Raw genomic sequence first — 23,742 nt, forward strand, 5'->3', positions numbered from 1 at the left:
AACAATTCGTCAACTGGCATAAGCTACGAGCTGCACGTCGATGATCGTCTAACTCGGGCCAAAAGTAGGGCGGATTTTCTGTACTGCTTTGCAGCTGCTTGGAAACTTAAGCTCTAAATCTGTCCCCCGACACCCTTGAACTTTTCAACAAACATCGCAATTTTCTGGAAGACACCTTGTTTCCTGCTCAGATAGTGAGGGTTGAGCGGGCTCATTTTCGGCAATATTGCGTTTAGTTCGGTGCCGTTGTCTGTCGCAAATTCGCGTCTGATAGACGTGGCGATGTAGCGCTTTGCGGCATCGACATTCAGATTTTCAGTGGATATCAGCTCTTCCGCCTCCCGTCGCTGCTCTGCCTGGGCAAAGGTAAAAAAGGCATCAATAACAGTTGCCTTATCGCCAATCTTATCAAGATCAGTCTGATTAATGAAATCGACCAAAAGGCTTTCTTTCTCCCGGTTGCCTATGCTGGCTCGGATCATGCGCCGCACATCCTCAACAAGGGCGGCCTTGTCCTTCACCTTCTTATTGTTTTCGAAAATCTGTTCTAGAATGTAGTCGAGATTAATCTCTTGGGACTTAAGCAGGTCCACCTCAAACACCACGTCGTCCCAATCGACTGTGGATTTATCTGTTTCGTTGGCCGCTTTTTCTCGGCGCAACCAATCGCGGATGTCGTTGTAGGTTGACCGGTAGTCCTGGATTTTTCGTTCTGCTGGAATCTTGATTGCACTCAATGCAGCGAAATCTGGATCACTTAAATGATGCTCAACTTTGAAGGTTTCCACGGCGTCGGCATCATTTGTGTCGACATCCTGCAAGGCTTTCAAGCTTGCAAATTCATCGTAATTTTGCAGCACATTTTCGACGCGTAAATATTCGCCGAACAGCTTGGCGAAGTATTTTTTGTCACTCTCTTTGACAATCTCATCAGGGTTGGGGAAGCGCTGTTCCAGCTCTGTCACCACGTCCACAAAACCGCGTCGCGCTTCACCGGTGACGAGATCGGTGAAGCCTTCCATGTATTCCTTGTAGCTCTTTTCCAGGACAACGTTTTTGGTGTTTTTGTCTCCAAACAGCGTGATGGCATTGACGGTTGCCTCTTCCAGATCACGGAAGGTAACAATGTTGCCGAAGGTTTTGGTAGCGTCGTATATTCGGTTGGTCCGCGAATAGGCCTGTATAAGGCCGTGGTAGCGAAGGTTCTTGTCGACAAATAGAGTGTTAAGGGTAGGAGCATCGAAGCCGGTTAAGAACATGCCGACGACGATCAGCAAATCGACTTCCTTGGCTTTAACGCGCTTTGCGAGGTCGCGGTAATAGTTCTGGAAGCTGTTGCTATCCACGCTGAAATTGGTCTTGAAAAAGGTGTTGTAGTCGGCAATCGCTGCGCTCAAGAATTCCTTGGCGCTCGTATTCATGGCCGACACATCAAAGCTTTCATCCTGGATTTCGCCAACTGCGTCCTGTTCTTCGTTGGCGGCGAACGAGAATATGGTTGCAATTTTTAACGGCTTTTCACTGTCCGCCTGGAGTTTGTTCAGGGCCTCGTAAAATAGTTTAGCCGCGTCCACGCTGCTCACTGCAAACATGGCATTGAAGCCCCTGTTGCTGCCTTGCAGACGATGGGTTTTCTGGCGAAAATTGTTTAACACGTACTGCGATATTTCCCGGATACGATCTGGGTGCAGCAGGGCCTTCTTGTTTTCCGCTGCATTGAGCTTTTTTTCATCCCGCTCAGATTCGATTGCCTTAAATTGTGGGCGGACATCGTTATAGTCCACCTTGAATTTCAGCACTTTTTCGTCCCGGATGGCGTCGGTGATGACATAGGAGTGAAGCTCCCGGCCGAAAACACTCGCCGTCGTTTCAGCACCCAAAGCATTCTGAGGGAAGATTGGCGTTCCCGTGAAGCCAAACTGATAAAAGCGCTTAAATTTCCTTTTCAGGTTCTTCTGCGCTTCCCCGAATTGACTCCTGTGGCATTCATCAAAAATGAAAACGACCTCTTTGTCATAGACGGGTAGGTCGCCTTCGCTCTTCATCAGGTTGTTGAGCTTCTGGATTGTCGTGACGATGATCTTGTTGTCGTCTTTATCAAGATTACGCTTTAATCCGGCGGTGCTGTCAGAACCATTCACGCTATCCGGTGAAAAGCGCTGGTATTCCTTCATGGTCTGATAATCGAGGTCTTTTCTGTCCACGACAAAAAAGACCTTTTCGATGAAATCAAGTTCGGTTGCCAGACGTGCGGCCTTAAAGCTGGTGAGCGTTTTGCCAGACCCGGTCGTGTGCCAAATATAACCGCCGCTTTCCGGCTTGCTCCAATTCTTGGCTTCATGTGAACTCTTGATCTTCCATAGGATGCGCTCGGTAGCGGCAATCTGGTAGGGTCGCATCACCAACAGCGTATCGCTTACATCGAAGACGGAATAACGCAGCAGCACTTTTAGCAACGTATCTTTTTGGAAGATGGTGGCTGTAAAGTCCTTCAGGTCTTTAATCAGCCCGTTATCGGCCTTCGCCCAGTTCATGGTGAAGTCAAAGCTGTTTTTATCGCGGCGTGTAGTGTTCGCGAAATAGCGGGTGTCGGTGCCGTTCGATATAACGAAAAGCTGAAGGTATTTGAAAAATGATTGCTCGCTGTTGAAGCTCTCCTTGCTGTAGCGGTGTAGCTGGTTGAAGGCTTCGCGAATGGCAACGCCACGCTTTTTCAGCTCAATCTGCACCAGTGGCAACCCGTTCACCAAAATCGTCACATCGTAGCGATTGGCGTGTGTGCCGGTTTGCGCAAATTGCTTGATCACCTGCACCTTGTTGCGAGCAATGTTCTTCTTGTCGAGCAGGTAGATGTTTTGGATATGGCCGTCGTCAAAGACGAAATCGTGGATGTAGTCGTCGTGAATTTTGCGGGTTTTGTCAGTGGCGGTGTCGCTGGGCCTGTCCAGATAGGTTTCTAAGAACCGCACCCATTCACCATCCTCAAAGCTCACATTGTTCAAGGTTTGCAATTGCTGGCGGACATTTGCTAAGAGGGATTCAGGCGTGTTGAGCTTTGCTAGCTCGTAGCCCTGAGCTTGCAAATCCTGGATAAGCTCACGCTCCAAATCGCCTTCGCTCTGATAGCTATCGCGGGCTTCCCATTCCCTGACGTATCTATCGAGAACGATAAAATGCTTCGATTCTGCGAGTGGTGTGGTCTGCTCAACCATTCTGCACCTCCTGCTTCGCCCAGTAGCCATAATTTTTGGTTAAGTTGTCGAGCAAGAGCTTAACGATTTGCTTTTCGGGTTCGGTCGGTTCTGCCACCTCTTCACTGGAAAGGGTGCGATGGCTGTTGAAAGTGATAATGCGCTTTAAATATCCTTCCTTATCACCGGGGGCCGTGTCCAGAAGGTCAGTCCATTGTGCATAACCTAAGAAGTTCGCCGTCTTTTCGTAGAGGTTTCGCAGCAGCGTGAAGTGATATTTCTCCACTCGATTGTCGGCAATCGCCCGCTCAAGCGTGTGCTTTAAATATAGGTGGTAGGAAAAGCTCTTGTTGGAATCGCCGTCCTTTTTGGTCAGCTCGAAACTTCCGTCTTCGAGTCGTTCCAGCAGGTAGCAGGCCTTATTGTTCACCTCATTGAAAAGCACGTTATAAAAAAGCGGGCTGTGCGTGGTGATGATAAACTTCAGATCAGACCGGCTGGATTTGATCACGTCCGCTAGATTAACCGCCAGCTCGATTAGATGGTTCTCGTCCAAAGAGCTGACCGGGTCATCGATGAACACATATTCAAGTTTGTTGAATTGATCGGTTTCGCGCTCTCCAGGTTCGGAGACATTGAGAATATTGATTACCTGATCCAGCAGCGTCGAAAAAATGCTCCAGATAAAATTACTTTCTTCACCCTTTGAGATTTTCAAGTTTTCTGAAGGCTCGTCGGTCCCGCGTTCAAAAGAGAATTTCACTTCTGAAAACGCTTTTATGACGATGTCTTTTCCGTCTTTGTCTTTGATGTTGTATTCTTCGTTGAAGGTCGGCGTCAGTTTGTTGTCGGCGTATCGCTGAAAACCAGTGATGACGTTTTGGTCTTGCCCTTGATCTTTCAAAATCCAGTCGGTGAAAGCGTTTGGCTGAATTATCATTTTCGGTTCGGCATCGAGCGCGAGGCCATTGTCCCAATAAAACAGGTCCTCAGTAAAAGCGTTGTAATAGAGGATTTTGGTGCGGGTCGGTTCCTCCAGCACTGCACCTTCAGAATCGCCGTTCTTTGCCGCAATCAGGTTCGTGAATTCACGCGAAAGGCGAGTCTTTCCCGTGCCATTAAAGGCATAGATCAACTGCACCTTCTTGTTGGTGTTTCGCAATTCTTCCGCGATTTCGTCGAGTTCTTTACCCATCGCTATGCGGTCTTCCCTTCATTGGTGAAGTTCAACAACAAATCGCGGTAGTATTCATATTGCTTCTGACGCAGCTCAATTTCCTTTGGTAGACCTTCAGTGAGTGAGTTAGTCAGAGCATCGAATTTATCGAGTATAGCCGCAATGCGGCCCTGTTCCTCAAGGGACTTTTGGGGATTGGATGCGTAGGGAATAGGAATTCCAATATTTTGAATCATGGGGATTGTCAGTTGAGGTATGCCAGCCTCAGGAATTCTGTATTCGCTTTCGATGGTTTTCATGAAGTAATAGGCGTATTTTAGATCAATTTTTATCTTGGGTGTTAATACTAATAGTCTAACTATAGGGTAGAACGGCGTATCTCGGTAGCTTGTCCAGCCAATTGTCCCCCTGGCGGAAATCGTCAAGCTAGGCTTTTCTATCTTGGCTTTATCAGTCCACCCGTACAGCGACCTGTTGCCGGTACCATTCGACAATATCGGAATGTTAAACTCTTCAGTTTCAATATCAGAAAGGGCGGTCTTGGGAACGTCGCCGCCCGCAAAAATGTTGAAGACCTGTCCCAGAGTTTTCCATTCCACGTCATCTTCATCGAAATTCAGAAGTTGATCGCGATAGTAGTTGAATTGCTTCTTCCGGGCCGTAAGTTCTGCGGTAAGTTCTGCCGTAACTGCTGTGAATGTGTCTAAGATTCGCACGATGTCCGCCTGAATCGCCAGCGATTTTTCAGGGCTTTCGGGGCATGGGATGGGGATTGAGAAGGCCTTCACAAGGGCATCAGAGATCGCCGGATAAGCAGCGCCACTTTGCCGTTCCTCCACGTAGCTCTTGAACTCGGTGGAGGAAATGCAATGCAAAATCCATTTTGGTAAGACCTTTTCCTTCTTAGCCCTAAGAACACAATAACCTGTGCTTGCAATCTCGCCGGAATATTCGTCGTCGATAAGACAATATCTTTGTTGTGATGGGCGTGTGGTGGCAAAGATTACGTCATCCTGTTCCACGAGCTTTTGCGCTCGACTAGGTGCATTCTTAGCATCTATTTCTGTGGTCTGAGTGATGCTCTTCGTTTCAATACTGACAGATGTCAGGTCTATGTAGCGGTATGTGCGTTCTGTATCCCGCCATCTAACGTTACTCGTTGACATGGTCACATCAGCCAACGGCTGCCATTTAACTGCAGCACCATCCAGTAGCTTATTTAGGTAGTCCAGGCCGCTCATGCCTCGATCTCCGCAACGATGGCGTCAATCTCCGCACGCAATTTGTCGACTTTTTCTACCGTAGTTTCTATCTCTGCGTTTAATTCTTCTATGTTTATGATCTCACGATTGTCTTTCGGGTCCACGTAGGCGTTGACAGCAAGATTGTAGTTTTTGGCGACGATGTCGTTGTAGGCAACCGACTGCGCGAAATGTGCAACATCGTCCTTTCTATCGAAGGCCTGCATGATCTGTTGAATGTGACCGGGGTTGGCGGCATTCTCGTCGTCGGTCAGCGTGTTGTTGTTGGTTCCTTTTTTGAACAGGCCACTCGCGTCAATAAATTGGGTTTCGGTGTCAGTCTTGTGCTTGGAAAGAACCAAAATATTGACGGCGATGGTCGTGCCGTAAAACAAGTTGGGAGCCAGTGAAATCACGCTCTCCACAAAGTTGTTGTCGATAAGATATTGCCGGATTTTCTGTTCGGCACCGCCTCTGTAAAAAATACCGGGAAAGCACACTATTGCCGCACGGCCCTTGGCAGATAGATAACTAAGCGCATGCAGCACGAAGGCAAAATCCGCCTTGGATTTTGGGGCAAGTACCCCTGCCGGAGCAAAGCGATCATCGTTGATCAGCGTCGGGTCGTCAGAGCCTATCCAGTTGACCGAATAAGGAGGGTTCGAAACGATAGCATCGAATGGTTTTTCGTCGCCAAAATGCGGCTCGATTAGGGTGTTGCCGAGCTGAATATCAAACTTGTCGTAGTTGATATTGTGCAGGAACATGTTCATTCGGGCCAGGTTGTAGGTCGTGTGGTTGATCTCCTGGCCGAAGAAACCTTCTTCAACAATGTGCGCGTCAAAGTGCTTCTTTGCTTGCAGTAGCAGCGAGCCTGAACCACATGCCGGGTCGTAAATCTTGTTCACGCTCGTTTGCTTGTGCATCGCAAGCCGCGCAATCAGCTTGGAAACATGCTGCGGAGTGAAAAACTCCCCGCCAGACTTGCCCGCAGTGGCTGCGTAATTTGAAATCAGGAATTCGTAGGCATCACCAAACAGATCGATTTGGTCGCCATGAAATTCGCCAAATTTCAGCTCCGCAACGCCCTTGATGACCGCGGCCAATCGGGAATTCTTGTCTTTCACCGTGTTGCCAAGGCGGTTGCTGGTCGTGTCAAAATCAGCAAACAAGCCCTTGATGTCAGCCTCTGAGGGGTAGCCGCTAGCGGACCCCTCAATTCCATCAAAAATCTTCTTCAGGTCTGTATTCAGGCTTTCATTGTCTTTGACGTTTTTCGCGACATTGGAAAACAGTTGGCTGGGGTAAATGAAATACCCCTTGGTCTTGACCGCATCGTCCTTGATTTCAGGCGTGATTACGCTGTCCGGCAACTTAGCGTAATTGATGCTTTCATCGTCGGCTTCGATATAGCTGGCAAAATTCTCACTGATGAAACGATAGAAAAGGGTACCAAGCACATATTGCTTAAAGTCCCAGCCATCGACCGCACCGCGCACCTCATTGGCGATTTTCCAGATTTGGTTCTGTAGGTGGGCGCGTTGCTCGGCGCTTGTCATGCTCTCTTTTCCTTTTATTTCTGCTCTTGCTCAGCGATCCAGCGTTTAATTTCTGACCTGCGAAAACGCCAAGACCCGCCAACCTTGAACCCTGGAATGCGGCCTTCCGACACAAAACGATAGGCGGTCTTCTCAGCGATTTTTAAATAGCTGGCCAGCTCTTTGATCGTAAGAATTTCATCGTCCGACATCGCAGCCCGAATCCAAATTGGGGAACTCTGAGGAAATTAATGGAAGATGAGGATAGCGCAAGCCTTACGTGCGGGGGGCGCTCAAGATGATGGCGCATACGGTTCGGGGAAAATGCAGGTGATCTCCGCTGCATGCTTGCCGCACGGTTCGCGTTATGGCGACCCACAGTCTATGTGATCGGTCGATTATTTCTTTCCGCCCGGCAATCCTCTTGCCGAGCGCACCGGGTAAAAAATCGTTCTCCAGTGTCAATTCGCCGATTTTGGCTTGCAGCGTTTTGACATCGACAGTTGGACCGGCTGATTCCGTCTTCGCTTCATCGCCAAAAACGCCGGTCGCACCCTCAAGGAGCTGGTCTTTCCACTGTTCGATCTGGTTGGCATGCACGTTGGACTGCTGGGATAATTCCACCAGCGTCTGCTCGCCTCTGATCGCAGCAAGCGCAACGTTCGCCGTGAAGCCGGGGCGGTGATTCCGGCGCGATTGTCTCGTCATGGTATCTCCTGTTCCCGGCATCTAAGCCGAAGTCAGGCTAAACATTCGCTTTTCCTCGCTATGCAGATTTCCTGGGCCAGCTCTGAAGACCCATCGTCGGCGGACAACCCATTCAGTGCTTTGATCGCCGACCAGCGAACGGCTCGTTTTTGGAAGGACGCATCCCTTTCTAGCGACGTTTGTCAGTCGGCCGTTTAGCTTTGTCGAGCAACGACTACGAAAACGATCATCACGAATATCGACACCCATATGAGCGAAAACCAGATGATGGTCGGTAGCGGGGAGGGAGGGCGACCCTCGGGCTTCGGAAGCAGGCCGAGTATGTCGGGAATTCCATAATTGCTCGCCTCTAAGTATCGGTGGTGCGAATTTCTAAACTTGATGATGCAGAAGACCAAAGGGATGAGGCAGGCTGCCGCAAGGAAATAGAAGACCATAATTCTCACTCTCGGTGGAAATGCTGGCCAACCTGCTTCGAAAGCTATTAAAGGCCAGTTATCGACGCATTTTCGGTAAACTCCCTCGATGATTTTCTGGCCATTTCCTTGTTGAAGCCGTGGAGAGCGTGTAGGCAGCCGACAGAACGAACCTGGTGTGGTGATTTCCTTTTCAAAGATCGATAACGAACCCTGGACGAAATCCGTTCGACTCTTGTTCTGTTGCATTTCCTCTCGGGTTACAGAGAATTCTGGTGCTGCCAAACATGTAGTCTCGTGCACGGTGAATGTGGCCGTGTATCCAAATCGACGGCCGCTTGAGCGTGATCAAACTCGATAAATCGCTTGCGAAACAGGCATTGGTAACTTGGCCGTGGAACCGCGCATCCATACTGTCCGGCAGCGGGGCGTGATGCGAGATGACGATTGTGCGGGCTGCGTGAGGCTTGGATAATTGCTGATCGATATACGCTCGGCTTTCCTTGTGACGGCGAAAGATTTCCTGAACCGTAACTGACCCGGTCTGGCCCGGCTCTCTTTCATCCGAGCGGAAAATGAGGTGGAAATCGAGCATGTAACGCGGAGCGTTTTGGAAAGCGTGTGTGCGGCGCTCCTCTGGCGAGAGGTGTTCATCTCCGCCAATCTCGACTGCGAAATCAGTCCAAAGGGTCGCGCCAATGAAGCGGCACGTCCCGATCTCTAAACTATCGTTTTCAAGGAGGTGAACGTTGGAATTCTCCACTGCTCGACGTGCCTTTTCGAGCGCGTACTCAATGCTTACTCCGAAATAATCATGATTTCCTAGAACGAGTGCGACCGGCATTTTCGGAGATACTACCGTTTGGAGGTATCGGATCGTTTTATCGATTTCGTCGGAGACGTCACCGGCACAGATGCACAGGTCTGCTTCCGGTATCTTCAGGTGGGTTCCCCAAAACCTGTCCATCGCGGAAAGGTGGATGTCGCTGATGATCCAAGCTCGCATAGCTGGTCCCTCACGCTTGACGAGCCAAGCGGCCTTCTCTGGTTGAAGCATTTGTGAATTTGGGGGCGGCAGCTAGTGCTTTGCTGCTGCCGTAGCTTTCGTGCCGTGTGGCCAGTAAACGTCCAGCTGCCTTGCGTCCAAACGCTTGCGCTCGACCAGTGCGTCAGCGATCTTCAGTAAGATCGGCTTCAGTCCGTCGAGTATCTCTTTTGCTCGTTGATGCTGTTCGCGAAGGATTTCACCTACCTCCTCCCTCAGAGGTAGGTCTTCCCAAAGCTTGGCCGCGTTCGATCTGTCGATGGAACCTGGCAGGAAAAACAACGAGTCTCCGAAAGCGTGTTCGGCGACCATCTGCACTGCCAGTTGGGTCGCAACGGCCAAGTCACTTTCCTTGGTTCCAGAGGACCAATTTGCACGATGCCCGAAAACGAGGTCTTCGGCCGCAGCGCCAGCCAAGTTGTACGTTATCATCTTCATCGTATCCCACCGTGTGACGAAATCGGACGCGTGGAATTTGGTCAACGTTGTGCCGTGTGAATCTACAAGTGTCGCGAAGCTTTCTACGTTATCATATATTTCGACGTGTTCGACCTTACCGAGCAGCAAGGCGCGGGCGATAACCGCATGCCCTGCCTCGTGCACGGCCACACGGTAGAGGGTCTTGGCGTCGAGCGGAGGCGTTGGGCGTATCACCGCCTTCAGGTCCAAGATCGTGACGTCCCTTTTTTCTCGCCTGGCCCTCCGGCGTGCTTCGCGCCCCAGTCTTTCAAGATCGGCCCCGCTTTTGCCTGGCAACCGAGTACCAATTTCCTTTAAAGTTGGATCGGCGGCCAACGTCGGCAGGTGAAAAGCTAGAATTTGCGCCCGAGATGCGGCGTCCGGCATCGGGAAGTGGATGTGCTTTTCCAAACGACCACTTCGTAGTAGCGCCGGGTCAATTCGTTCCGGGAAATTGCAGGCCGCCACCACGATGACGCCCTCTCGATCAACAATGCCGTCAAGGCACTCAAGCAAGGCGTTGACGACTGTTGTCGAGTAAGTCTCATGTCGCGATGGGAACTTTGCACGGTCACCGATGGCGTCGAATTCGTCAATGAAAAGCAGTGAGGGAGCGTTTTCCTTTGCTGCATCGAAAGCTTTGTACATCGCTTTGAGCAAATCGCCGAGGTCGCCATCTTTGAAACTTTGCCATTCTGCAATCGACGTCGCCTCAAGATGCATACCGCAGTCGGCCGCAAGCGAGGCCGCGAAGCGGGTCTTCCCGGTGCCCGTTGGTCCGAAAAACAAGCATCCTTTGTCGATTTCAGACCAAGGAAGGCTTCCTTGCCGCCACTCATCCAGATCGCGTTTCAGTGTTTCGGCCCAAGTGCTGGCCTCGCCAAACCCTCTCTGAACGTCAAGGTGCCGAGCTTTACCAGAACCATCTTCTCGTTTTGCGGAATAAAGTTTCGCAGCCGCGCCAGCAGCGGATCGTTTAGGCCGGAAAATAGCTTCCATGCGCTCGGATCGTTGCTCGGCGATCACAGCATACTCTTGTTCAGAAAGGGGGCCGCATCCTCTGAATTGGCTAAGTGCTCTAAGGTGCCGGATGTCGCAAAGCTCAAGCTGGTCAGTAACTGTGGCCGCAAGCTCGAAATCCTCGTGAATGGGTAAGCCATCCTGAGCAAAAATGATCAGCTTCTCGCCGGATTCTAGAAGCTCGGCGGCGTCTATTTCCCAACCGCGCCGATGCTTCGATATCGGATGCACGCATAGTTTCACTCCCTTTTCACCCTTGAGGATGAACTTCGCCGCTTCGTGGATATCTCCCAGTTGCCATTGGTGCGGCACGGTGAAGATCGCGACGCAAAACGGCTCGGAAAGGCGGCCGATATTTTTGCGGAAGAGCCTGACTAGAGAGCAATATGACAGGTAGTTAGTTGCTGATTTTTTGGCAATCGCCGCATTGTTGCGCTTGGATCGGCGAAACTCGCCAGTGCGAACGCTTTTGAGCTGATCGGAAACTCCCTGCAGTTTGAAGATGTACTTGTCGAGGCTGTCGACGAGAGCTTTGTCCATTTGTTCGTACCTCACCTGATCAGCCAAGGAGCCCTTGGGGGAAATGGTACCAGCGGCTCAACGTCCTCGCCAATTTCCGCTTTCCATCAAGGTAGAACAGCTCGCTGGTGATGCCGGGACCATCTTTGAGTTGAGGATGGCCTGACATTTCGCCCATCAGGCAAGGCACAGACCGTTGCGCGAGCATGCAGTTACAGATAGCGACAGCGTTGTCAGGACTAGCGAAGCCTCCGGGTGAGGCAAGACTTTGTAGATCGGTGAGCAGCGACTGAAGTCGCGGAATGATCACGCTAGGGGGAGTTCCAAGCCATTTGTCGTTCATAGAAAAGTCCCTTGCTTCGAGAATCGTCCGTCGCAAACCCTTTAAACTGATTCGCGAGACATACACAAAGAAAAAGAGACAAAAAGACATATTACGAGACAAGGACACATTTATTTGACATTTCCTTGCTTGGTCGTGTTTTCCATCACGGATGAAAGTCTTAGCGAGCCAATTCCGTGCGGCACGAGCGCTTCTTGAACTAGATCAGGAGGCGGTTGCCGCATGGATTAAGCTTGATCAACAGGAAATCAGTCGTTGGGAAGGAGCAAAATATAAGCTTCTCTCAGTCGATGGCGTAAACCTTCGTAACGCCTTTAAAGCTAATGGCATCGAGTTCATCGCCGGGAGCGATGACGAGGGTGCAGGTGTGCGTTTTTCCAAGCCAGGGGCTGAAGACCATACCAAGCGATCACAATTTCGCGCCGCACGAGCTTTGGCAAATCTGACAATAAGGAATTTGGAGCAAGTATCTGGAGTCAACCGAAACTTCATCTTTCGCCTGGAAGCCGGGAAAATCGGCGGGATAAATTTAGACAAGATAAGAAAGCTGGAAGAAGCGTTCCTGCGGCTAAATGTTCGGCTGACTGAGAGGGGCGAAAAATGGGGAGTAGGAGCCCGGTGGTCCGTTCCTGACCCCTTTCCGGACCTGTGAACGGCTACGGAGCAGCCGATCAAGTACGTTTTTCGTTCCAGTTTTTGGCATCCATCATCGGGGGCCGTGAAGTAGGCGCTTTACCGAGAGTGCCTTCAAGTCGCCAAGCTCCGCTTGACCCGTCCTGACCCAAGCTTCCCGCTTAAGGTAGTTTTCAATCGATAATTAGAAATCGGCGCAAAGACCTAATCGTACAAAAAAACGGTATATATACCGCTTTGCGATGCCTGCCGATCATACAGTTTCAGGTAATCGTATATTCTCAGCTGGTAAGTTCGGCCCGCGGCCTGCCTCATCGGCGCCGGCGACCGGCCAGTGGCCGGCCTTGCGGGCTTTGAGTTCCAGTCGGAAATCCGGCACGAGCGGAGCCGTGTCGAAAAGCAGGGGAGAATCGGGTGGCGTGCGAGGTTTCATGCGGCTGAACCTCGCACGCCAACCCGATTGCCCGCAAGTCCCCGGATCAGGGCGGCGGCCGGGGACGCTCCGGCGGATGGTGGCGGTCAGGGCCATCCGCGGGAATTGCGCTCGGTGCTCGAAAACAGGGCGGTTTTGTCGAGACGCCGATGCGCAAGCTTGAAGCAATTCCAGGAAAAGTGCGAAGCGGTTTTCCGTCCGGAATTGCGTAAGGGTTAGAGGAAATTCCAGGAAAAGTGTGAAGCGGTATTCCCCAGGCAAAGCGCGAAGCGATTTTGCCCGAATTGCGTGGAAACAAAATGTTAGAGCAGCGATAGTTGCACGCCGCTGCCGTCTGGCGGCACAAACAGATCATCGCGCAGCGGCACGCTGCGTCGCGTCAATTCGAAACGTCGGGCGGCCATTTCAAAGCGCCGGGCGATCTGCCAGGCATAGGGACCGGCGCCTTTCATGCGCTTGCCGAATTCGGCATCGTAATCCTTGCCGCCGCGCATCGAGCGTACCAGCGACATCACATGCCGGTAGCGATCGGGATAATGCTGCAGCAGCCAGTCTCGAAACAGCGGGCTGACCTCGAGCGGCAGTCTGAGGATGACATAACTCGCCTCGGCAGCGCCCGCAGCCTTTGCCGATTCGAGGATGCGCTCCAGCTCGTGGTCGTTCAGCGCCGGGATGAGCGGGGCGGCCATGACTGCCGTCTGGATGCCTGCTTCGGCAAGGGTGCGGATCGTCTCCAGCCGCCGCGGCGGTGTGGCGGCACGCGGCTCCATCGTCCGGGCAAGCTTGCGATCCAGCGTGGTCACCGAGATGCCGACGCGCACCAGGTTCTTAGCTGCCATCTCCTGCAGAATGTCGAGATCACGCAGGATCATCGCCGACTTGGTGACGATCGATACCGGATGGTTCGCCTTGTTCAACACCTCCAGAATGCCGCGCATGATGCGCCATTCCTTCTCGATCGGCTGATAGGGATCGGTATTGGTGCCGATCGCGATCACCCGTACCTTGTAACCGGGCTTGGCGAGTTCCCGCTCCAGCAGTTTTGCCGCATCGGGCTTGGCAAAGAGCTTCGTCTCGAAATCGAGCCCCGCAGAAAGCCCCATATAGGCGTGTGTCGGCCGGGCGAAACAGTAAATGCAGCCGTGCTCGCAGCCGCGATAGGGATTGATCGAGCGGTCGAAGGAAAGATCCGGCGATTCGTTGCGGGTGATGGCCGTGCGCGGTTTTTCGACCTGCACTTCCGTCTTGAATGGCGGCAGCTCTTCCCAGGTCTGCCAGCCATCGTCGACGGTCTCCCGCTGCAGTGGCTCGAACCGACCTGTCGGGTTCAGTCCCGCCCCGCGTCCACGCCGCCGGTCGACCTCGACTCTCAGGCCGGAGGACACGATCATCGCATCGGCAATATCTGCCGTATTGGCAGGCGCGAATGCGGCCTGCCCTGCCAGGGACTGCTCTCTCATCGGATTCTCCCGCGGCGGAAAGCCATCGCCTCCGCCCGTTTTTTGCTGATTAAATTCCTATCCACAAAATGAGAACAATGCAAGAACAAAATGAGGAAAACGATGCTGGCAAAATTTTGTGCGGCGCATTATAAATAGTCAATGTTGACGGTTGTTCTCGAATGTCAGGATCAGGAATCTGAGCTGGCACAGACTTTATCGGTATTGGTGGCAGGCGCGGTGGAGGGGCTGGTGAGCGATGTGGTCGTGCTCGATCACGGCTCGCGCGACGGCACCTCGCGGGTGGCCGACGCTGCCGGTTGCCGCTTCCATTCGCAATGGGATATCAAGGACATCGTCCGCTCGGCGCGCGGCGAATGGCTGCTCTTCGTCGAGCCGGGTGCAAGACCCCAGGCCGGCTGGATCGATGAGATCGCCGAATATGTCGCGCTGAACAAGCTGCCGGCACGCTTCACCGCGTCGCGCGGCTACAGGCGCCCGTTCTTCCAGCGTGTCGGCCGTGCCGTGCCGCCGCTGGAACTCGGCTTCCTCCTGCCGAAGAAGCAGGCGCTCGCCATTGCCAAAAGCGGCATGCGGCTGACCGAATTCGTCAAGGGCCAGAAGCCGCGCAAGCTCGCGAGCGAACTGATTCCGTCCTGGGTCGCCCGCGCTGCACGATAGGGCCGTAACCCTCTCCATGAGCAAAAGATGGCGCCCAATAGGATTTCGCGCTATAATTCAAACATGGCGCCGTCGAAGCGCCTCGCTTCGCAACGGAATGGCCATGGAATGCCGGTGAACGGCAGAACAGGTCAGCGAAAATCTCCTCTTCTGCCGCGTACCCGGCGAAAGGAGGTGCGTCATGGCACGCGGTAGGATCTACGGCGTACGCGGTATGATCTACGGCCTCATGGCCGTCATATTGCCGACATTGGTGATCGCGCATCCGCATTCGGCAGCATCGCAGATGATGCGCAGTTGCGCAGGCCGACCCGAAATCGTCAATTTCCTGGACAAGAACTTCGCCGAAAAGCTCACGGCAGTCGGACTGATCAACCAGAACGCCGTTCTCGAGGTCTACGCCGCCGAAAGCGGCACCTGGACTCTTATCATCACAGATGTTCACGGCATAAGCTGCGTCCTGCTGTCGGGTGACAGCTGGGACACGATGCCCGTCCTGCCAGGCCTTGCGACATAGCGCAGGCACATGGGTCTATTTGGTCGCGCCGCGTTTCAGGTGCTCGTCCAGACGCGGCATGATCTCGACGAAATTGCACGGCACGCTGCGATAGTCGAGCTGTCCTTTCAGAATGCCGTCCCAGGCATCCCGACAGGCGCCGGGCGAACCCGGCAGCACGAAGATGAAGGTGGCGTTGGCAACGCCTGCCGTGGCGCGCGACTGGATCGTCGCCGTGCCGATCTTCTCGTAGGAGATCCGGTGGAAGATGGCGGAAAAGCCGTCCATCCGCTTTTCGAACAAAGGTTCCAGCGCCTCGGGCGTCACATCGCGGCCGGTAAAGCCGGTGCCGCCAGTGGTGATGACGACGTCTATGGCTTCGTTCTTAGTCCAGGCCTTCACCCGTGCGGCAATCTTTTGGCGATCATCGGGCACGATCCCCCGGTCGACCAGCCTGTGACCTGCCTCGGTGATCCGCGCCGCCAGCGTGTCGCCCGACTTGTCCGTCTCCGGCGTACGCGTATCCGAGATCGTGAGAACCGCAACGCCGACCGCGATGAAGGGCCGCTTTTCGTCCAGACCTGCCATCATGCGCCTCCCGAAACCGTTTCCGTCGCCTGGAAATACCAGCCAGGGCGCTCGTCGTGAAGAGCTGCCGCCGCATCTTCGGCAGCAGTCATGCTCGCAAAGATGCCGAAACAGGTGGCGCCGGAACCGGACATGCGAATCAGCAGGGCGCCGTGGGCTTCCAGCATCGACGAGATCTCCGAAATCTCGGGCACGAGTTCGCGCGCCGGCGGCTCCAGGTCGTTGCGGGCAGCAGCAATCGCCGCGAGCCAGTCGGCAGTCTGAGGCGGGCTCGGTGCCAGGCTGAGCGCCGGATTGTTCTTTGTCGCCAGCCGGCGGAAAACCTCAGGTGTCGAGATGCCTTCCAGCGGATTGGCGAGCACCATGGCAAAGGCCGGCAGATCAGGCACAGCTTCGATCTTTTCGCCGATGCCGCGGGCAATCAGCGGTCGGCTCTCCAGGCACATCGGCACGTCGGCGCCGAGCTTCAGCGCCAGCGTGGCAAGCGTCTCCGCCGATAATGTCGTGCCCCAGAGCCGCATCAGCCCGCGCAGCGTCGCGGCTGCATCGGCCGAGCCGCCGCCGATGCCGGAGGCGATCGGCAGGTTCTTTTCCAAGTGGATGTGGACGGGGAAGGTGAGGGGGCCGATCTCCGCACGCAGGAGATCGCGCGCCTTCAGCACCAGGTTTGTGCCGCCGTCGCCGGCAAGCACCTCGCCGAAACGGCCCGACAGGGTGAATGCGTCGGTCGGCGACCGCATGAAGTCCAGCCGGTCGCCGTGATCTGCGAAGGTCACCAGCATATCGAGCAGATGATAGCCATCCGGCCGCTGGCCCGTCACATGCAGGGCCAGGTTGATTTTCGCGCGAGCTTCCTCGGAAACGCTGGAGCATGATGCCGAAAAGTCTGAGCGGTTTTCGGACGACATCATGCTCTATTTCTTTGATCGCACGCCGGCCAGGCCCTCGTCAGGCATGGTCCGTCAGGATTTCTTGTCGACCGGCGGCGGGGTGACGGGCGCCGGATCCGGCTGCTTCTTGTCGGCCGCCTTGGCATCGTCACTGACGGGAGGCAGGCCGTTGGCGACCTTGTCCTTGATCTTCGGGATCTCGGCAGCTTCGGGCTCGGAGGCGAGCGCCCGGTTCCACTGGTAGACGGCCTCGAGCTTACGCCCGACGCGCCAGTAGGCATCGCCGAGATGGTCGTTGATCGTTGCGTCGCCGGCCTTGATCTGTGCGGCCCGCTCCAGCTCGTCGACGGCATCGTCGAAGCGGTTGAGGCGGAAATAGGCCCAGCCGAGCGAATCGATGATGTAGCCGTCGTCAGGCCGAAGGTCGACGGCCTTCTTGATCATGCCGAGACCTTCGTCGAGGTTCCGGTTCATGTCGATCCAGGAATAGCCGAGATAGTTCAGCACCTGCGGCTGGTCGGGATTGAGCTCCAGCGCCTTGCGGAAATTCGGTTCCGCCTGGTCCCACTTCTTCAGCCGCTCATAGGCAATGCCTCGCTGGAAGAAGACGCTCCAGTTGACCCGGCCGGGGATGGGGCCGATCACTTCGACGGCCTTGTCGTAATTCGTGGCCATCGCCTGGTAGTCCTTGGCGTCGGAGAGCACGCTGCCATAGGCGAGGTAACTGCGGATGTCCTTCGGGTCGGAGGCGATCAGCGCCTGCAGGTGCTTGCGCGCTTCGTCCACCTTGCCGCCCTGGGCAAGGGCAAGGCCGAGCTGCAGCTCGGAGATGCGCCGCATCGGCGAATTCTCCGGCACCTTCTTGTAGAGCGCGATGGCGCGGTCCATCTGGTTCTGCTTCTCGGCAATGCCGCCGAGCAGCACCAGCGTATCGGCGCTGTTCGGATCGAGCGCATTGGCCGTCTGCAGGTAAAGCGAGACGATGTCCTCGGCGCCGTCGCGGTTCAGCGCGCCGCCGACCGAGAAGAGCACGCCGGCGGCACCTTCTTCGGCCGTCTTGACCTGCTGCTCCTGCTTTTCGTTCTTTCCGATACTGTCGCGCAGCGCGTTCAGCGGCGCATAGTTCGGCAATAGGTTGTCGCCGACGGAAACGGCGTCGAGCGCCTTTTGCTTATTGCCTTGTGTTGCTTCGAGGCGGGCAAGCGCCATCACGGCGCGCACGAAGGTGTCGGGCGCCGTTGCGCCCCCCTCCTTGTCGAGCACGGCATCGTTCAGATGCTTTCGGGCGGATTTCACGTCGCCGATGGCGATGGCGATCGCTCCGGCATTGTAATTCTGGAAGATGCGGAACCAGTCCGGCCCCTTCATCTTCTCGACCATGGTCAGCGCTTCCTTGCCGCGGCCGGCGCCGACGCGGGCCCAGGCGAGCAGCAGGTCGTTCATCATCCGGTCGAGATCGTTTGGCCCCTTATATTTCAGGATGGCCTCGGCCGACTTGTAGTCGTCACGGCGCACGGCATCCATGCCGCGCACGATCGTGGTGATACGCTCGACGGAAGGATCGCCCTTCAGGTCATTGGCATATTTGACGCCGTCCTTGATATCGCCATTGAGCAGCAGCGAGATCATCAGCCGCTGGCGAATCTCGGGATTGCCGGGCTCGATCTGCAGCGCCTTCTTGTAGAGTTCGATCGCCGTTTCATAGTCATGATCGACATCGGCGGTGCGCGCGGCGAGAAAGGCGCCGGAGAAAGTGGTGACGCTGTCCGCATCGAAGTGAACGGCCGTGCCGGCATCGTCTGTCTTGGCCGCATCCTCGGCGTTCGCGCCGCCGACACCGCTGAGCGAAAGGACAGCGGCCAGCGCTGCGCTCGTAAGAAGACGGATGGCAATTCTCTGCCGCATTAGGAAACCTTTCTTCGACAGCGTCCCGACAAATGGTGCCGGCCGCAAAACCAGTTGCGATCACTGATTCATAACAGGATGGCTTTTTTGAAGCGGCGCTGCAAGAAAATCAGCCTGCGATCAAGGACGTTTGATCAATTGACGCGCTCGATGCAGAAGTCGATCACTTCCATCAGAGCGGATTTCCAGACCGTATCGGGAAGGGGCGCAAGCGCATCGCGCGCGATCGTGCCGTAATGGATCGCGCGGCCGATGGTGTCGCCGAGCGTGCCGTATTTGGTGATCAGTCCCAGCGCTTTTTCGAGGTTGGCGTCGGTGCTGTTGCCGGCCTCGATCGCATCGCGCCAGAAGGCGCGCTCGTCCTCGGTGCCGCGGCGATAGGCGAGAATGACCGGCAGGGTGATCTTGCCCTCGCGGAAATCGTCGCCGACATTCTTGCCAAGATCGGCGGCCTTGCCGCCATAGTCGAGCGCATCGTCGACCAGCTGGAAGGCGAGCCCGAGATTCATGCCGTAGGATTTCAGCGCATTGCGGCCTGACCGCCCGGCCTCGGCGACGATCGGCCCGACTTCCGCGGCGGCGGCAAAGAGAGCGGCCGTCTTGGCGCGGATGACCGAGAGATAATCGTCCTCCGTCGTCTCCATGTTCTTGGCGACGGAAAGCTGCAGCACTTCGCCTTCGGCGATCACGCAGGCGGCGGCAGACAAGACGTCCAGCGCATCGAGCGAGCCGACATCGACCATCATGCGGAAGGCCTGGCCGAGCAGGAAATCGCCGACCAGCACGCTTGCCTGGTTGCCCCAGATCATTCGCGCCGTCGATTTGCCGCGGCGTAGATCGCTTTCGTCGACGACGTCGTCATGCAGCAGCGTTGCCGTATGCATGAACTCGACCGATGTGGCGAGCTTGACGTGGTTTTCGCCCCTGTAGTCGAACAGCGATGCGGAAGCCAGCGTCAGCATCGGCCGCAGCCGCTTGCCGCCGGACGAGATCAGATGGTTCGCCACTTCGGGGATCATCTGCACGTCGGAGCCGGCCTTGGAGAGAATGAGCTGGTTTACTCGCTCCATATCCGCCCTGGTGAGATCGACCAGCGGCTTTATGGATGCCAGTTTGTTTTTGCTTTCTTCAAGCGGTATGACCACGCCCAACGACCCGGACTCCTATTCATTCATTGCACCTGACAATAGAAAGGGGCGATGGACGCGGCAAGGGGTGAATTGTCGCGCTGAGCGAAATTGGAAGGAAAACGACGGCAATGCATGAGCTTATCCGCGCCAACGACCCCGTTCTTCTCTCCTATGCCGAGAGTTTGATGAAGGATGCCGGGATTCACTGCTTCATCGCCGATCAGGGCATGAGCGTGCTGGAAGGCTCGCTCGGCATGCTGTCGCGCCGCCTGCTGGTGGATGAGGAGATGGCCGACCAGGCGCGCCGCATCCTCACCGATGCCGGTCTCGGCGGCGAGCTGCGCGAGCGGAAGTGAGCTCCGATGACAGCCACTGACACTGTCGATGCCTTTCATCGCGGCGGCTTCCATGTGGTGCAGCCGAAGGGCAGGGGCCATCGCTCCGGCATGGATGCGATGCTGCTTGCGGCTCTGATCGCCGACGATCGCCCGGTCAGGGTTGCCGATCTCGGCGCCGGCGCGGGCGCTGCCGGCCTTGCCGTCGCCTCGCGCCTTGCCGATGCAGAAGTGGTGCTGTTCGAACGCTCGACCGAGATGGCCGATTATGCCCGCCGCAGCATCCTCTTGCCCGACAATGCCCATATCGCGGGCCGCGTCAGCGTCATCGAGGCCGATGTGACGCTGACCGCCAAGGCGCGCAACGATGCGGGGCTCACCGATGAGAGCTTCCATCACGTCATCATGAACCCGCCCTTCAACCACACCGGCGACCGGCGCACGCCGGATGCGCTGAAGGCCGAAGCCCATGCGATGACCGACGGCCTGTTCGAAAGCTGGATCCGCACCGCCGGCGCCATCATGATCCCAGGCGGCCAATTGTCGCTGATCGCCAGGCCCCAGTCGATCGCCGAGATCATCGACGCCTGCGGCCGGCGCTTCGGCGGCATCGAGATCACCGCCATCCATCCGCGTCCGGGTGAAAATGCCGTGCGGATCCTGGTGACAGCGATCAAGGGATCGCGGGCGCGGCTGTCGCTGCGGGCGGCCCTCATCATGCACGAAGAGGGGAGCCACAAGTTCTCCCCTCTCGTCGATGATTTCAACAATGGCCGGGCGGCCTATGCCAGGCTTTAGGCTGGCTTCACACTTTTCCTGAAAATGCTTCAGCCGGTGACGAAGTCGAGGAGCAGCTTGACGTTCAGCCCGGCGATCATGACCGCGATCAGATAGGCGATGCCGCTCAGCCAGCGCGGCGCCACCAGTTCTCCCATCTTGGCCTTGTTGGCGGTAAACATGACAAGCGGGAAGACGGCGAAGGACAGCTGCAGGCTGAGCACCACCTGGGTGAGGATCAAAAGCTCCGCCGTGCCCTGGTCGCCATACCAGATGGTGACGATCGCTGCCGGCACGATGGCGATGGCCCGGGTAATCAGCCGGCGCACCCATGGCTTCAGCCGGATCTTGAGGAAGCCTTCCATGACGATCTGGCCGGCAAGCGTTGCCGTTACCGTCGAGTTGAGACCGCAGCAGAGAAGCGCGATGCCGAACAGCGTCGGCGCGATGGCGAGGCCGAGCAGCGGCGACAGCAGCGAATAGGCATCGCCGAGTTCGACGACGTCGGTCCTGCCGTGCGCATTGAAGGCGGCGGCCGCCAGGATCAGGATCGAGGCATTGATCAGCAGCGCGAAACAGAGCGCGACCGTCGAGTCGATCGTCGCAAAGGTCAGCGCCTCCCTCTTTTCGGGAACCGTATGGCCGTAGGCCCGCGTCTGCACGATGCCGGAGTGGAGGTAGAGATTGTGCGGCATGACGGTCGCGCCGAGAATGCCGAGCGCCAGATAGAGCATCTCCGGATTGGTGACGATCTCGGTCGTCGGGAAGAAGCCGGTGAGGACCGCGCCCCATTGCGGGTCTGCCAGCAGGATCTGCACGCCGAAGCAGACCGCGATGACGCCGAGCAGCGCGATGATGAAGGCTTCCACCCAGCGGAAACCGAGCTTCTGCAGGAAGAGGATCACGAAGACGTCGAGCGCGGTGATCAGCACGCCGAGTTCGAGCGGGATGCCCATCAGCAGGTTGAGGCCGATCGCCGTGCCGATCACCTCGGCGATATCGGTGGCGATGATGGCGATTTCCGCAAAGGCCCAGAGCGGCAGCGAGACATATTTCGGAAAGGCGTCGCGGCAGGCCTGCGCGAGGTCGCGGCCGGAGGCGATCGCCAGGCGCGCGCAGAGCGATTGCAGCACGATCGCCATCAGGTTGGAAAGCAGCGCGACGGTGAGCAGCGCATAGCCGAATTTTGAGCCGCCGGCGAGCGATGTCGCCCAGTTGCCGGGGTCCATGTAGCCGACGGCGACCATGTAGCCCGGCCCGGCGAAGGCCGCCGCCCTTCGCCACATCGAGCTGTGACGCCCGGTTCCGACGGTGCGGTAGACATCAGATAGCGAGGCCTCGCCGCGTTCGTGCCGCCAGCCGCTCTTTGCTTTCGGATTGAGGACGTCCATGCGATTTCCACTGTTTTATCGTGCGCGCACTATGACGAGTTAGAATGATAATGCAAGTCATTCGCAACAACAAATTCAAACCCGATGTTTTCAGGCCCAATGTTTTCAAGAACGCAGCCATTGCGTTTGTCGTTCCAGCGCATACATGGGTGACGATCGTGCGACCCGAAGCGAAGGATGGGAAATGGCCGGATTCTTGAGAAAACTGATGCCGAAACGGTTCCGCAAGGACGGCATCACCATTCCGGTCGTTCGCCTGCAGGGGGCGATCATCAGTGGCGGTGGCCAGTTCCGGCCGATCCTCAACCTTGCCAATGTCTCTCCGGTTCTGGAAAAAGCCTTCGCCATGAAGGACGCACCGGCAGTCGCCATCTCCATCAATTCGCCGGGCGGCTCGCCCGTGCAGTCGCGCCTGATCTTCACCCGCATTCGCGAGCTCGCCCGCGAGAAGCAGAAGAAGGTTCTGGTCTTCGTCGAGGATGTCGCCGCCTCGGGCGGTTACATGATCGCGCTCGCCGGCGACGAGATCATCGCCGACGCCACCTCTATCGTCGGCTCGATCGGCGTCGTCTCCGGCGGTTTCGGCTTTCCCGAGCTGTTGAAGAAGATCGGCGTCGAACGCCGGGTCTATACGGCGGGCGAAAACAAGGTGATCCTCGATCCTTTTCAGCCGGAAAAGGAAAAGGACATCGAGTACCTGAAGAGCCTGCAGCTCGAAATCCACCAGGTCTTCATATCCATGGTGCGCGAGCGGCGCGCCGGCAAGCTGAGGGACGATGCGGCGGTGTTTTCCGGCCTGTTCTGGAGTGGCACGCGTGGCCTCGAACTCGGCCTGATCGACGGCCTCGGCGACATGCGCCAGGAACTGAAGCGGCGCTACGGTCAGAAGACCAAGCTGGAGCTCGTCACCGCCGGCCGTGGCCTGTTCGGCCGCCGGATCCCCGGTGTATCGCCGGTCTCGCTCGAAGGTGCTGCATCCGGTCTCGCCACGGGGCTTGTCGAAGCGGCGGAAGAGAGAGCATTGTGGAGCCGGTTCGGGCTTTGAGAGGAGCAAGAGAGGGGCATGGCACAGCTTATTACGATCCTGGTCCTGGTTTTCTCAGCCTGGTGGCTCTACCGACGCTTTGTCTCCGATGCCCGCAAGCTCGCCGAAAAGTCGCGCCGCGCTGAAAAGGAGCGCCAGACCGGCGCGATCGGCACGCTGGTCAAGGACCCGGAGACGGGGGAATACCGGCTGAAGCGCGAGGGAGAATAAGAGGCCTCGTAACTCATCTGCCTCTCATCAGGCTGCCGCTCCGCAGTGCGCAGCGTAGGGCGGGCTTGGAACCCTCCTCTGTCCTGCCGGACATCTCCCCCACTCGGGGGGAGATCGGCAGGGCAGAGGGGT

General features: G+C 56.1%; 20 protein-coding genes and 2 pseudogenes. 7 read left to right on the forward strand and 15 right to left on the reverse strand.

Annotation, left to right across the window (positions count from 1 at the left end):
• Positions 1 to 113: 113 nt before the first annotated feature.
• The 8 genes and pseudogenes from GFM02_RS32755 to GFM02_RS32790 form a co-directional block, all read right to left on the reverse strand.
• Positions 114 to 3,212: a type I restriction endonuclease subunit R gene (locus GFM02_RS32755; RefSeq protein ID WP_168324010.1), complete on the reverse strand. Its 3,099-nt coding sequence runs from the start codon at positions 3,210 to 3,212 to the stop codon at positions 114 to 116.
• Complete coding sequence (locus GFM02_RS32760; protein ID WP_168324011.1) at positions 3,205 to 4,386, reverse strand: AAA family ATPase; 1,182 nt, start codon at positions 4,384 to 4,386, stop codon at positions 3,205 to 3,207. The genes GFM02_RS32755 and GFM02_RS32760 overlap by 8 nt, the downstream gene beginning before the upstream one ends.
• Before the next feature lie 2 nt (positions 4,387 to 4,388).
• Positions 4,389 to 5,609, reverse strand: a complete 1,221-nt coding sequence (locus GFM02_RS32765; RefSeq protein WP_168324012.1) for a restriction endonuclease subunit S — start codon at positions 5,607 to 5,609, stop codon at positions 4,389 to 4,391.
• Positions 5,606 to 7,168 (reverse strand): type I restriction-modification system subunit M, encoded by a 1,563-nt coding sequence (locus GFM02_RS32770; protein WP_168324013.1) that lies wholly within the window; start codon positions 7,166 to 7,168, stop codon positions 5,606 to 5,608. Before GFM02_RS32770 ends, GFM02_RS32765 begins: the two co-directional genes overlap by 4 nt.
• Before the next feature lie 14 nt (positions 7,169 to 7,182).
• On the reverse strand, positions 7,183 to 7,359 hold the full coding sequence (mads1, locus tag GFM02_RS32775; protein ID WP_168324014.1) for a methylation-associated defense system helix-turn-helix domain-containing protein MAD1: 177 nt from the start codon (positions 7,357 to 7,359) through the stop codon (positions 7,183 to 7,185).
• A 97-nt stretch (positions 7,360 to 7,456) separates the two neighbouring features.
• Positions 7,457 to 7,876, reverse strand: a pseudogene (locus tag GFM02_RS32780) (transposase); the annotation flags it as partial.
• A 588-nt stretch (positions 7,877 to 8,464) separates the two neighbouring features.
• Positions 8,465 to 9,277 (reverse strand): metallophosphoesterase, encoded by an 813-nt coding sequence (locus GFM02_RS32785; protein WP_168324015.1) that lies wholly within the window; start codon positions 9,275 to 9,277, stop codon positions 8,465 to 8,467.
• Positions 9,278 to 9,349: 72 nt separating this feature from the next.
• Entirely contained in the window at positions 9,350 to 11,335 is a 1,986-nt protein-coding gene (locus GFM02_RS32790; protein ID WP_168324016.1) for an AAA family ATPase, read from the reverse strand.
• A 473-nt stretch (positions 11,336 to 11,808) separates the two neighbouring features.
• Here GFM02_RS32790 and GFM02_RS32795 point away from each other — a divergent pair, with 473 nt between their 5' ends.
• Positions 11,809 to 12,309, forward strand: a complete 501-nt coding sequence (locus GFM02_RS32795; RefSeq protein ID WP_168324017.1) for a helix-turn-helix domain-containing protein — start codon at positions 11,809 to 11,811, stop codon at positions 12,307 to 12,309.
• A 276-nt stretch (positions 12,310 to 12,585) separates the two neighbouring features.
• Here GFM02_RS32795 and GFM02_RS32800 read toward each other — a convergent pair.
• A pseudogene (locus GFM02_RS32800) lies at positions 12,586 to 12,723 on the reverse strand (ribonuclease HII); the annotation flags it as partial.
• 302 nt (positions 12,724 to 13,025) lie between these two features.
• A complete protein-coding gene (locus GFM02_RS32805) occupies positions 13,026 to 14,183 on the reverse strand; it encodes a PA0069 family radical SAM protein (protein ID WP_168271494.1) in 1,158 nt (385 codons plus the stop codon).
• A gap of 141 nt (positions 14,184 to 14,324) precedes the next feature.
• On the opposite strand from GFM02_RS32805, the gene GFM02_RS32810 reads away from it, so the two are divergent.
• Together GFM02_RS32810 and GFM02_RS32815 are read left to right on the forward strand one after the other, a co-directional pair.
• On the forward strand, positions 14,325 to 14,843 hold the full coding sequence (locus GFM02_RS32810) for a glycosyltransferase family 2 protein (RefSeq protein WP_018245012.1): 519 nt from the start codon (positions 14,325 to 14,327) through the stop codon (positions 14,841 to 14,843).
• A gap of 181 nt (positions 14,844 to 15,024) precedes the next feature.
• On the forward strand, positions 15,025 to 15,360 hold the full coding sequence (locus tag GFM02_RS32815; protein ID WP_163875197.1) for a hypothetical protein: 336 nt from the start codon (positions 15,025 to 15,027) through the stop codon (positions 15,358 to 15,360).
• A gap of 15 nt (positions 15,361 to 15,375) precedes the next feature.
• On the opposite strand, the gene moaB is transcribed toward GFM02_RS32815, so the two are convergent.
• The 4 genes from moaB to GFM02_RS32835 all read right to left on the reverse strand — a co-directional run bounded on the left by moaB (position 15,376) and on the right by GFM02_RS32835 (position 19,873).
• Complete coding sequence (gene moaB / locus GFM02_RS32820; protein ID WP_168271493.1) at positions 15,376 to 15,927, reverse strand: molybdenum cofactor biosynthesis protein B; 552 nt, start codon at positions 15,925 to 15,927, stop codon at positions 15,376 to 15,378.
• Positions 15,927 to 16,838, reverse strand: coding sequence for a 4-(cytidine 5'-diphospho)-2-C-methyl-D-erythritol kinase (locus tag GFM02_RS32825; RefSeq protein ID WP_168324018.1), 912 nt, complete (start codon positions 16,836 to 16,838; stop codon positions 15,927 to 15,929). The genes moaB and GFM02_RS32825 overlap by 1 nt, the downstream gene beginning before the upstream one ends.
• A gap of 51 nt (positions 16,839 to 16,889) precedes the next feature.
• Entirely contained in the window at positions 16,890 to 18,722 is a 1,833-nt protein-coding gene (locus GFM02_RS32830; protein WP_168271491.1) for a tetratricopeptide repeat protein, read from the reverse strand.
• 134 nt (positions 18,723 to 18,856) lie between these two features.
• Positions 18,857 to 19,873 carry a polyprenyl synthetase family protein gene (locus GFM02_RS32835; protein ID WP_168271490.1) on the reverse strand — a complete coding sequence of 339 codons (1,017 nt, stop codon included), beginning with the start codon at positions 19,871 to 19,873 and terminating at the stop codon, positions 18,857 to 18,859.
• A gap of 107 nt (positions 19,874 to 19,980) precedes the next feature.
• Here GFM02_RS32835 and GFM02_RS32840 point away from each other — a divergent pair, with 107 nt between their 5' ends.
• Positions 19,981 to 20,208, forward strand: coding sequence for a DUF2007 domain-containing protein (locus tag GFM02_RS32840; protein WP_003545870.1), 228 nt, complete (start codon positions 19,981 to 19,983; stop codon positions 20,206 to 20,208).
• 6 nt (positions 20,209 to 20,214) lie between these two features.
• Entirely contained in the window at positions 20,215 to 20,985 is a 771-nt protein-coding gene (locus GFM02_RS32845) for a tRNA1(Val) (adenine(37)-N6)-methyltransferase (protein ID WP_168271489.1), read from the forward strand.
• 29 nt (positions 20,986 to 21,014) lie between these two features.
• Here GFM02_RS32845 and GFM02_RS32850 read toward each other — a convergent pair whose 3' ends face one another.
• Entirely contained in the window at positions 21,015 to 22,355 is a 1,341-nt protein-coding gene (locus GFM02_RS32850; protein ID WP_168271488.1) for an Nramp family divalent metal transporter, read from the reverse strand.
• A 184-nt stretch (positions 22,356 to 22,539) separates the two neighbouring features.
• Between GFM02_RS32850 and GFM02_RS32855 the strand changes: the two genes are divergently transcribed.
• Together GFM02_RS32855 and GFM02_RS32860 are read left to right on the forward strand one after the other, a co-directional pair.
• Positions 22,540 to 23,400 carry a S49 family peptidase gene (locus tag GFM02_RS32855; protein WP_020048687.1) on the forward strand — a complete coding sequence of 287 codons (861 nt, stop codon included), beginning with the start codon at positions 22,540 to 22,542 and terminating at the stop codon, positions 23,398 to 23,400.
• An 18-nt stretch (positions 23,401 to 23,418) separates the two neighbouring features.
• A complete protein-coding gene (locus GFM02_RS32860; RefSeq protein WP_020048688.1) occupies positions 23,419 to 23,610 on the forward strand; it encodes a membrane protein in 192 nt (63 codons plus the stop codon).
• Positions 23,611 to 23,742: the final 132 nt, after the last annotated feature.

Origin of the sequence: Rhizobium leguminosarum bv. viciae (assembly GCF_012276115.1) — a bacterium.
Taxonomy (GTDB): Bacteria; Pseudomonadota; Alphaproteobacteria; order Rhizobiales; family Rhizobiaceae; genus Rhizobium; species Rhizobium leguminosarum_T.

What these genes read in the sequence shown, in the direction of transcription:
- moaB (WP_168271493.1), bottom strand. Translation starts at nt 15,927, where the DNA reads ATGGCAGGTCTGGACGAAAAGCGGCCCTTCATCGCGGTCGGCGTTGCG.
- GFM02_RS32810 (WP_018245012.1), top strand. Translation starts at nt 14,325, where the DNA reads ATGTTGACGGTTGTTCTCGAATGTCAGGATCAGGAATCTGAGCTGGCA.
- GFM02_RS32830 (WP_168271491.1), bottom strand. Translation starts at nt 18,722, where the DNA reads ATGCGGCAGAGAATTGCCATCCGTCTTCTTACGAGCGCAGCGCTGGCC.
- GFM02_RS32845 (WP_168271489.1), top strand. Translation starts at nt 20,215, where the DNA reads ATGACAGCCACTGACACTGTCGATGCCTTTCATCGCGGCGGCTTCCAT.
- GFM02_RS32825 (WP_168324018.1), bottom strand. Translation starts at nt 16,838, where the DNA reads ATGATGTCGTCCGAAAACCGCTCAGACTTTTCGGCATCATGCTCCAGC.
- GFM02_RS32795 (WP_168324017.1), top strand. Translation starts at nt 11,809, where the DNA reads ATGAAAGTCTTAGCGAGCCAATTCCGTGCGGCACGAGCGCTTCTTGAA.
- GFM02_RS32760 (WP_168324011.1), bottom strand. Translation starts at nt 4,386, where the DNA reads ATGGGTAAAGAACTCGACGAAATCGCGGAAGAATTGCGAAACACCAAC.
- GFM02_RS32805 (WP_168271494.1), bottom strand. Translation starts at nt 14,183, where the DNA reads ATGAGAGAGCAGTCCCTGGCAGGGCAGGCCGCATTCGCGCCTGCCAAT.
- GFM02_RS32860 (WP_020048688.1), top strand. Translation starts at nt 23,419, where the DNA reads ATGGCACAGCTTATTACGATCCTGGTCCTGGTTTTCTCAGCCTGGTGG.
- GFM02_RS32790 (WP_168324016.1), bottom strand. Translation starts at nt 11,335, where the DNA reads ATGGACAAAGCTCTCGTCGACAGCCTCGACAAGTACATCTTCAAACTG.
- GFM02_RS32765 (WP_168324012.1), bottom strand. Translation starts at nt 5,609, where the DNA reads ATGAGCGGCCTGGACTACCTAAATAAGCTACTGGATGGTGCTGCAGTT.
- mads1 (WP_168324014.1), bottom strand. Translation starts at nt 7,359, where the DNA reads ATGTCGGACGATGAAATTCTTACGATCAAAGAGCTGGCCAGCTATTTA.
- GFM02_RS32855 (WP_020048687.1), top strand. Translation starts at nt 22,540, where the DNA reads ATGGCCGGATTCTTGAGAAAACTGATGCCGAAACGGTTCCGCAAGGAC.
- GFM02_RS32785 (WP_168324015.1), bottom strand. Translation starts at nt 9,277, where the DNA reads ATGCGAGCTTGGATCATCAGCGACATCCACCTTTCCGCGATGGACAGG.
- GFM02_RS32770 (WP_168324013.1), bottom strand. Translation starts at nt 7,168, where the DNA reads ATGACAAGCGCCGAGCAACGCGCCCACCTACAGAACCAAATCTGGAAA.
- GFM02_RS32840 (WP_003545870.1), top strand. Translation starts at nt 19,981, where the DNA reads ATGCATGAGCTTATCCGCGCCAACGACCCCGTTCTTCTCTCCTATGCC.
- GFM02_RS32850 (WP_168271488.1), bottom strand. Translation starts at nt 22,355, where the DNA reads ATGGACGTCCTCAATCCGAAAGCAAAGAGCGGCTGGCGGCACGAACGC.
- GFM02_RS32755 (WP_168324010.1), bottom strand. Translation starts at nt 3,212, where the DNA reads ATGGTTGAGCAGACCACACCACTCGCAGAATCGAAGCATTTTATCGTT.
- GFM02_RS32815 (WP_163875197.1), top strand. Translation starts at nt 15,025, where the DNA reads ATGGCACGCGGTAGGATCTACGGCGTACGCGGTATGATCTACGGCCTC.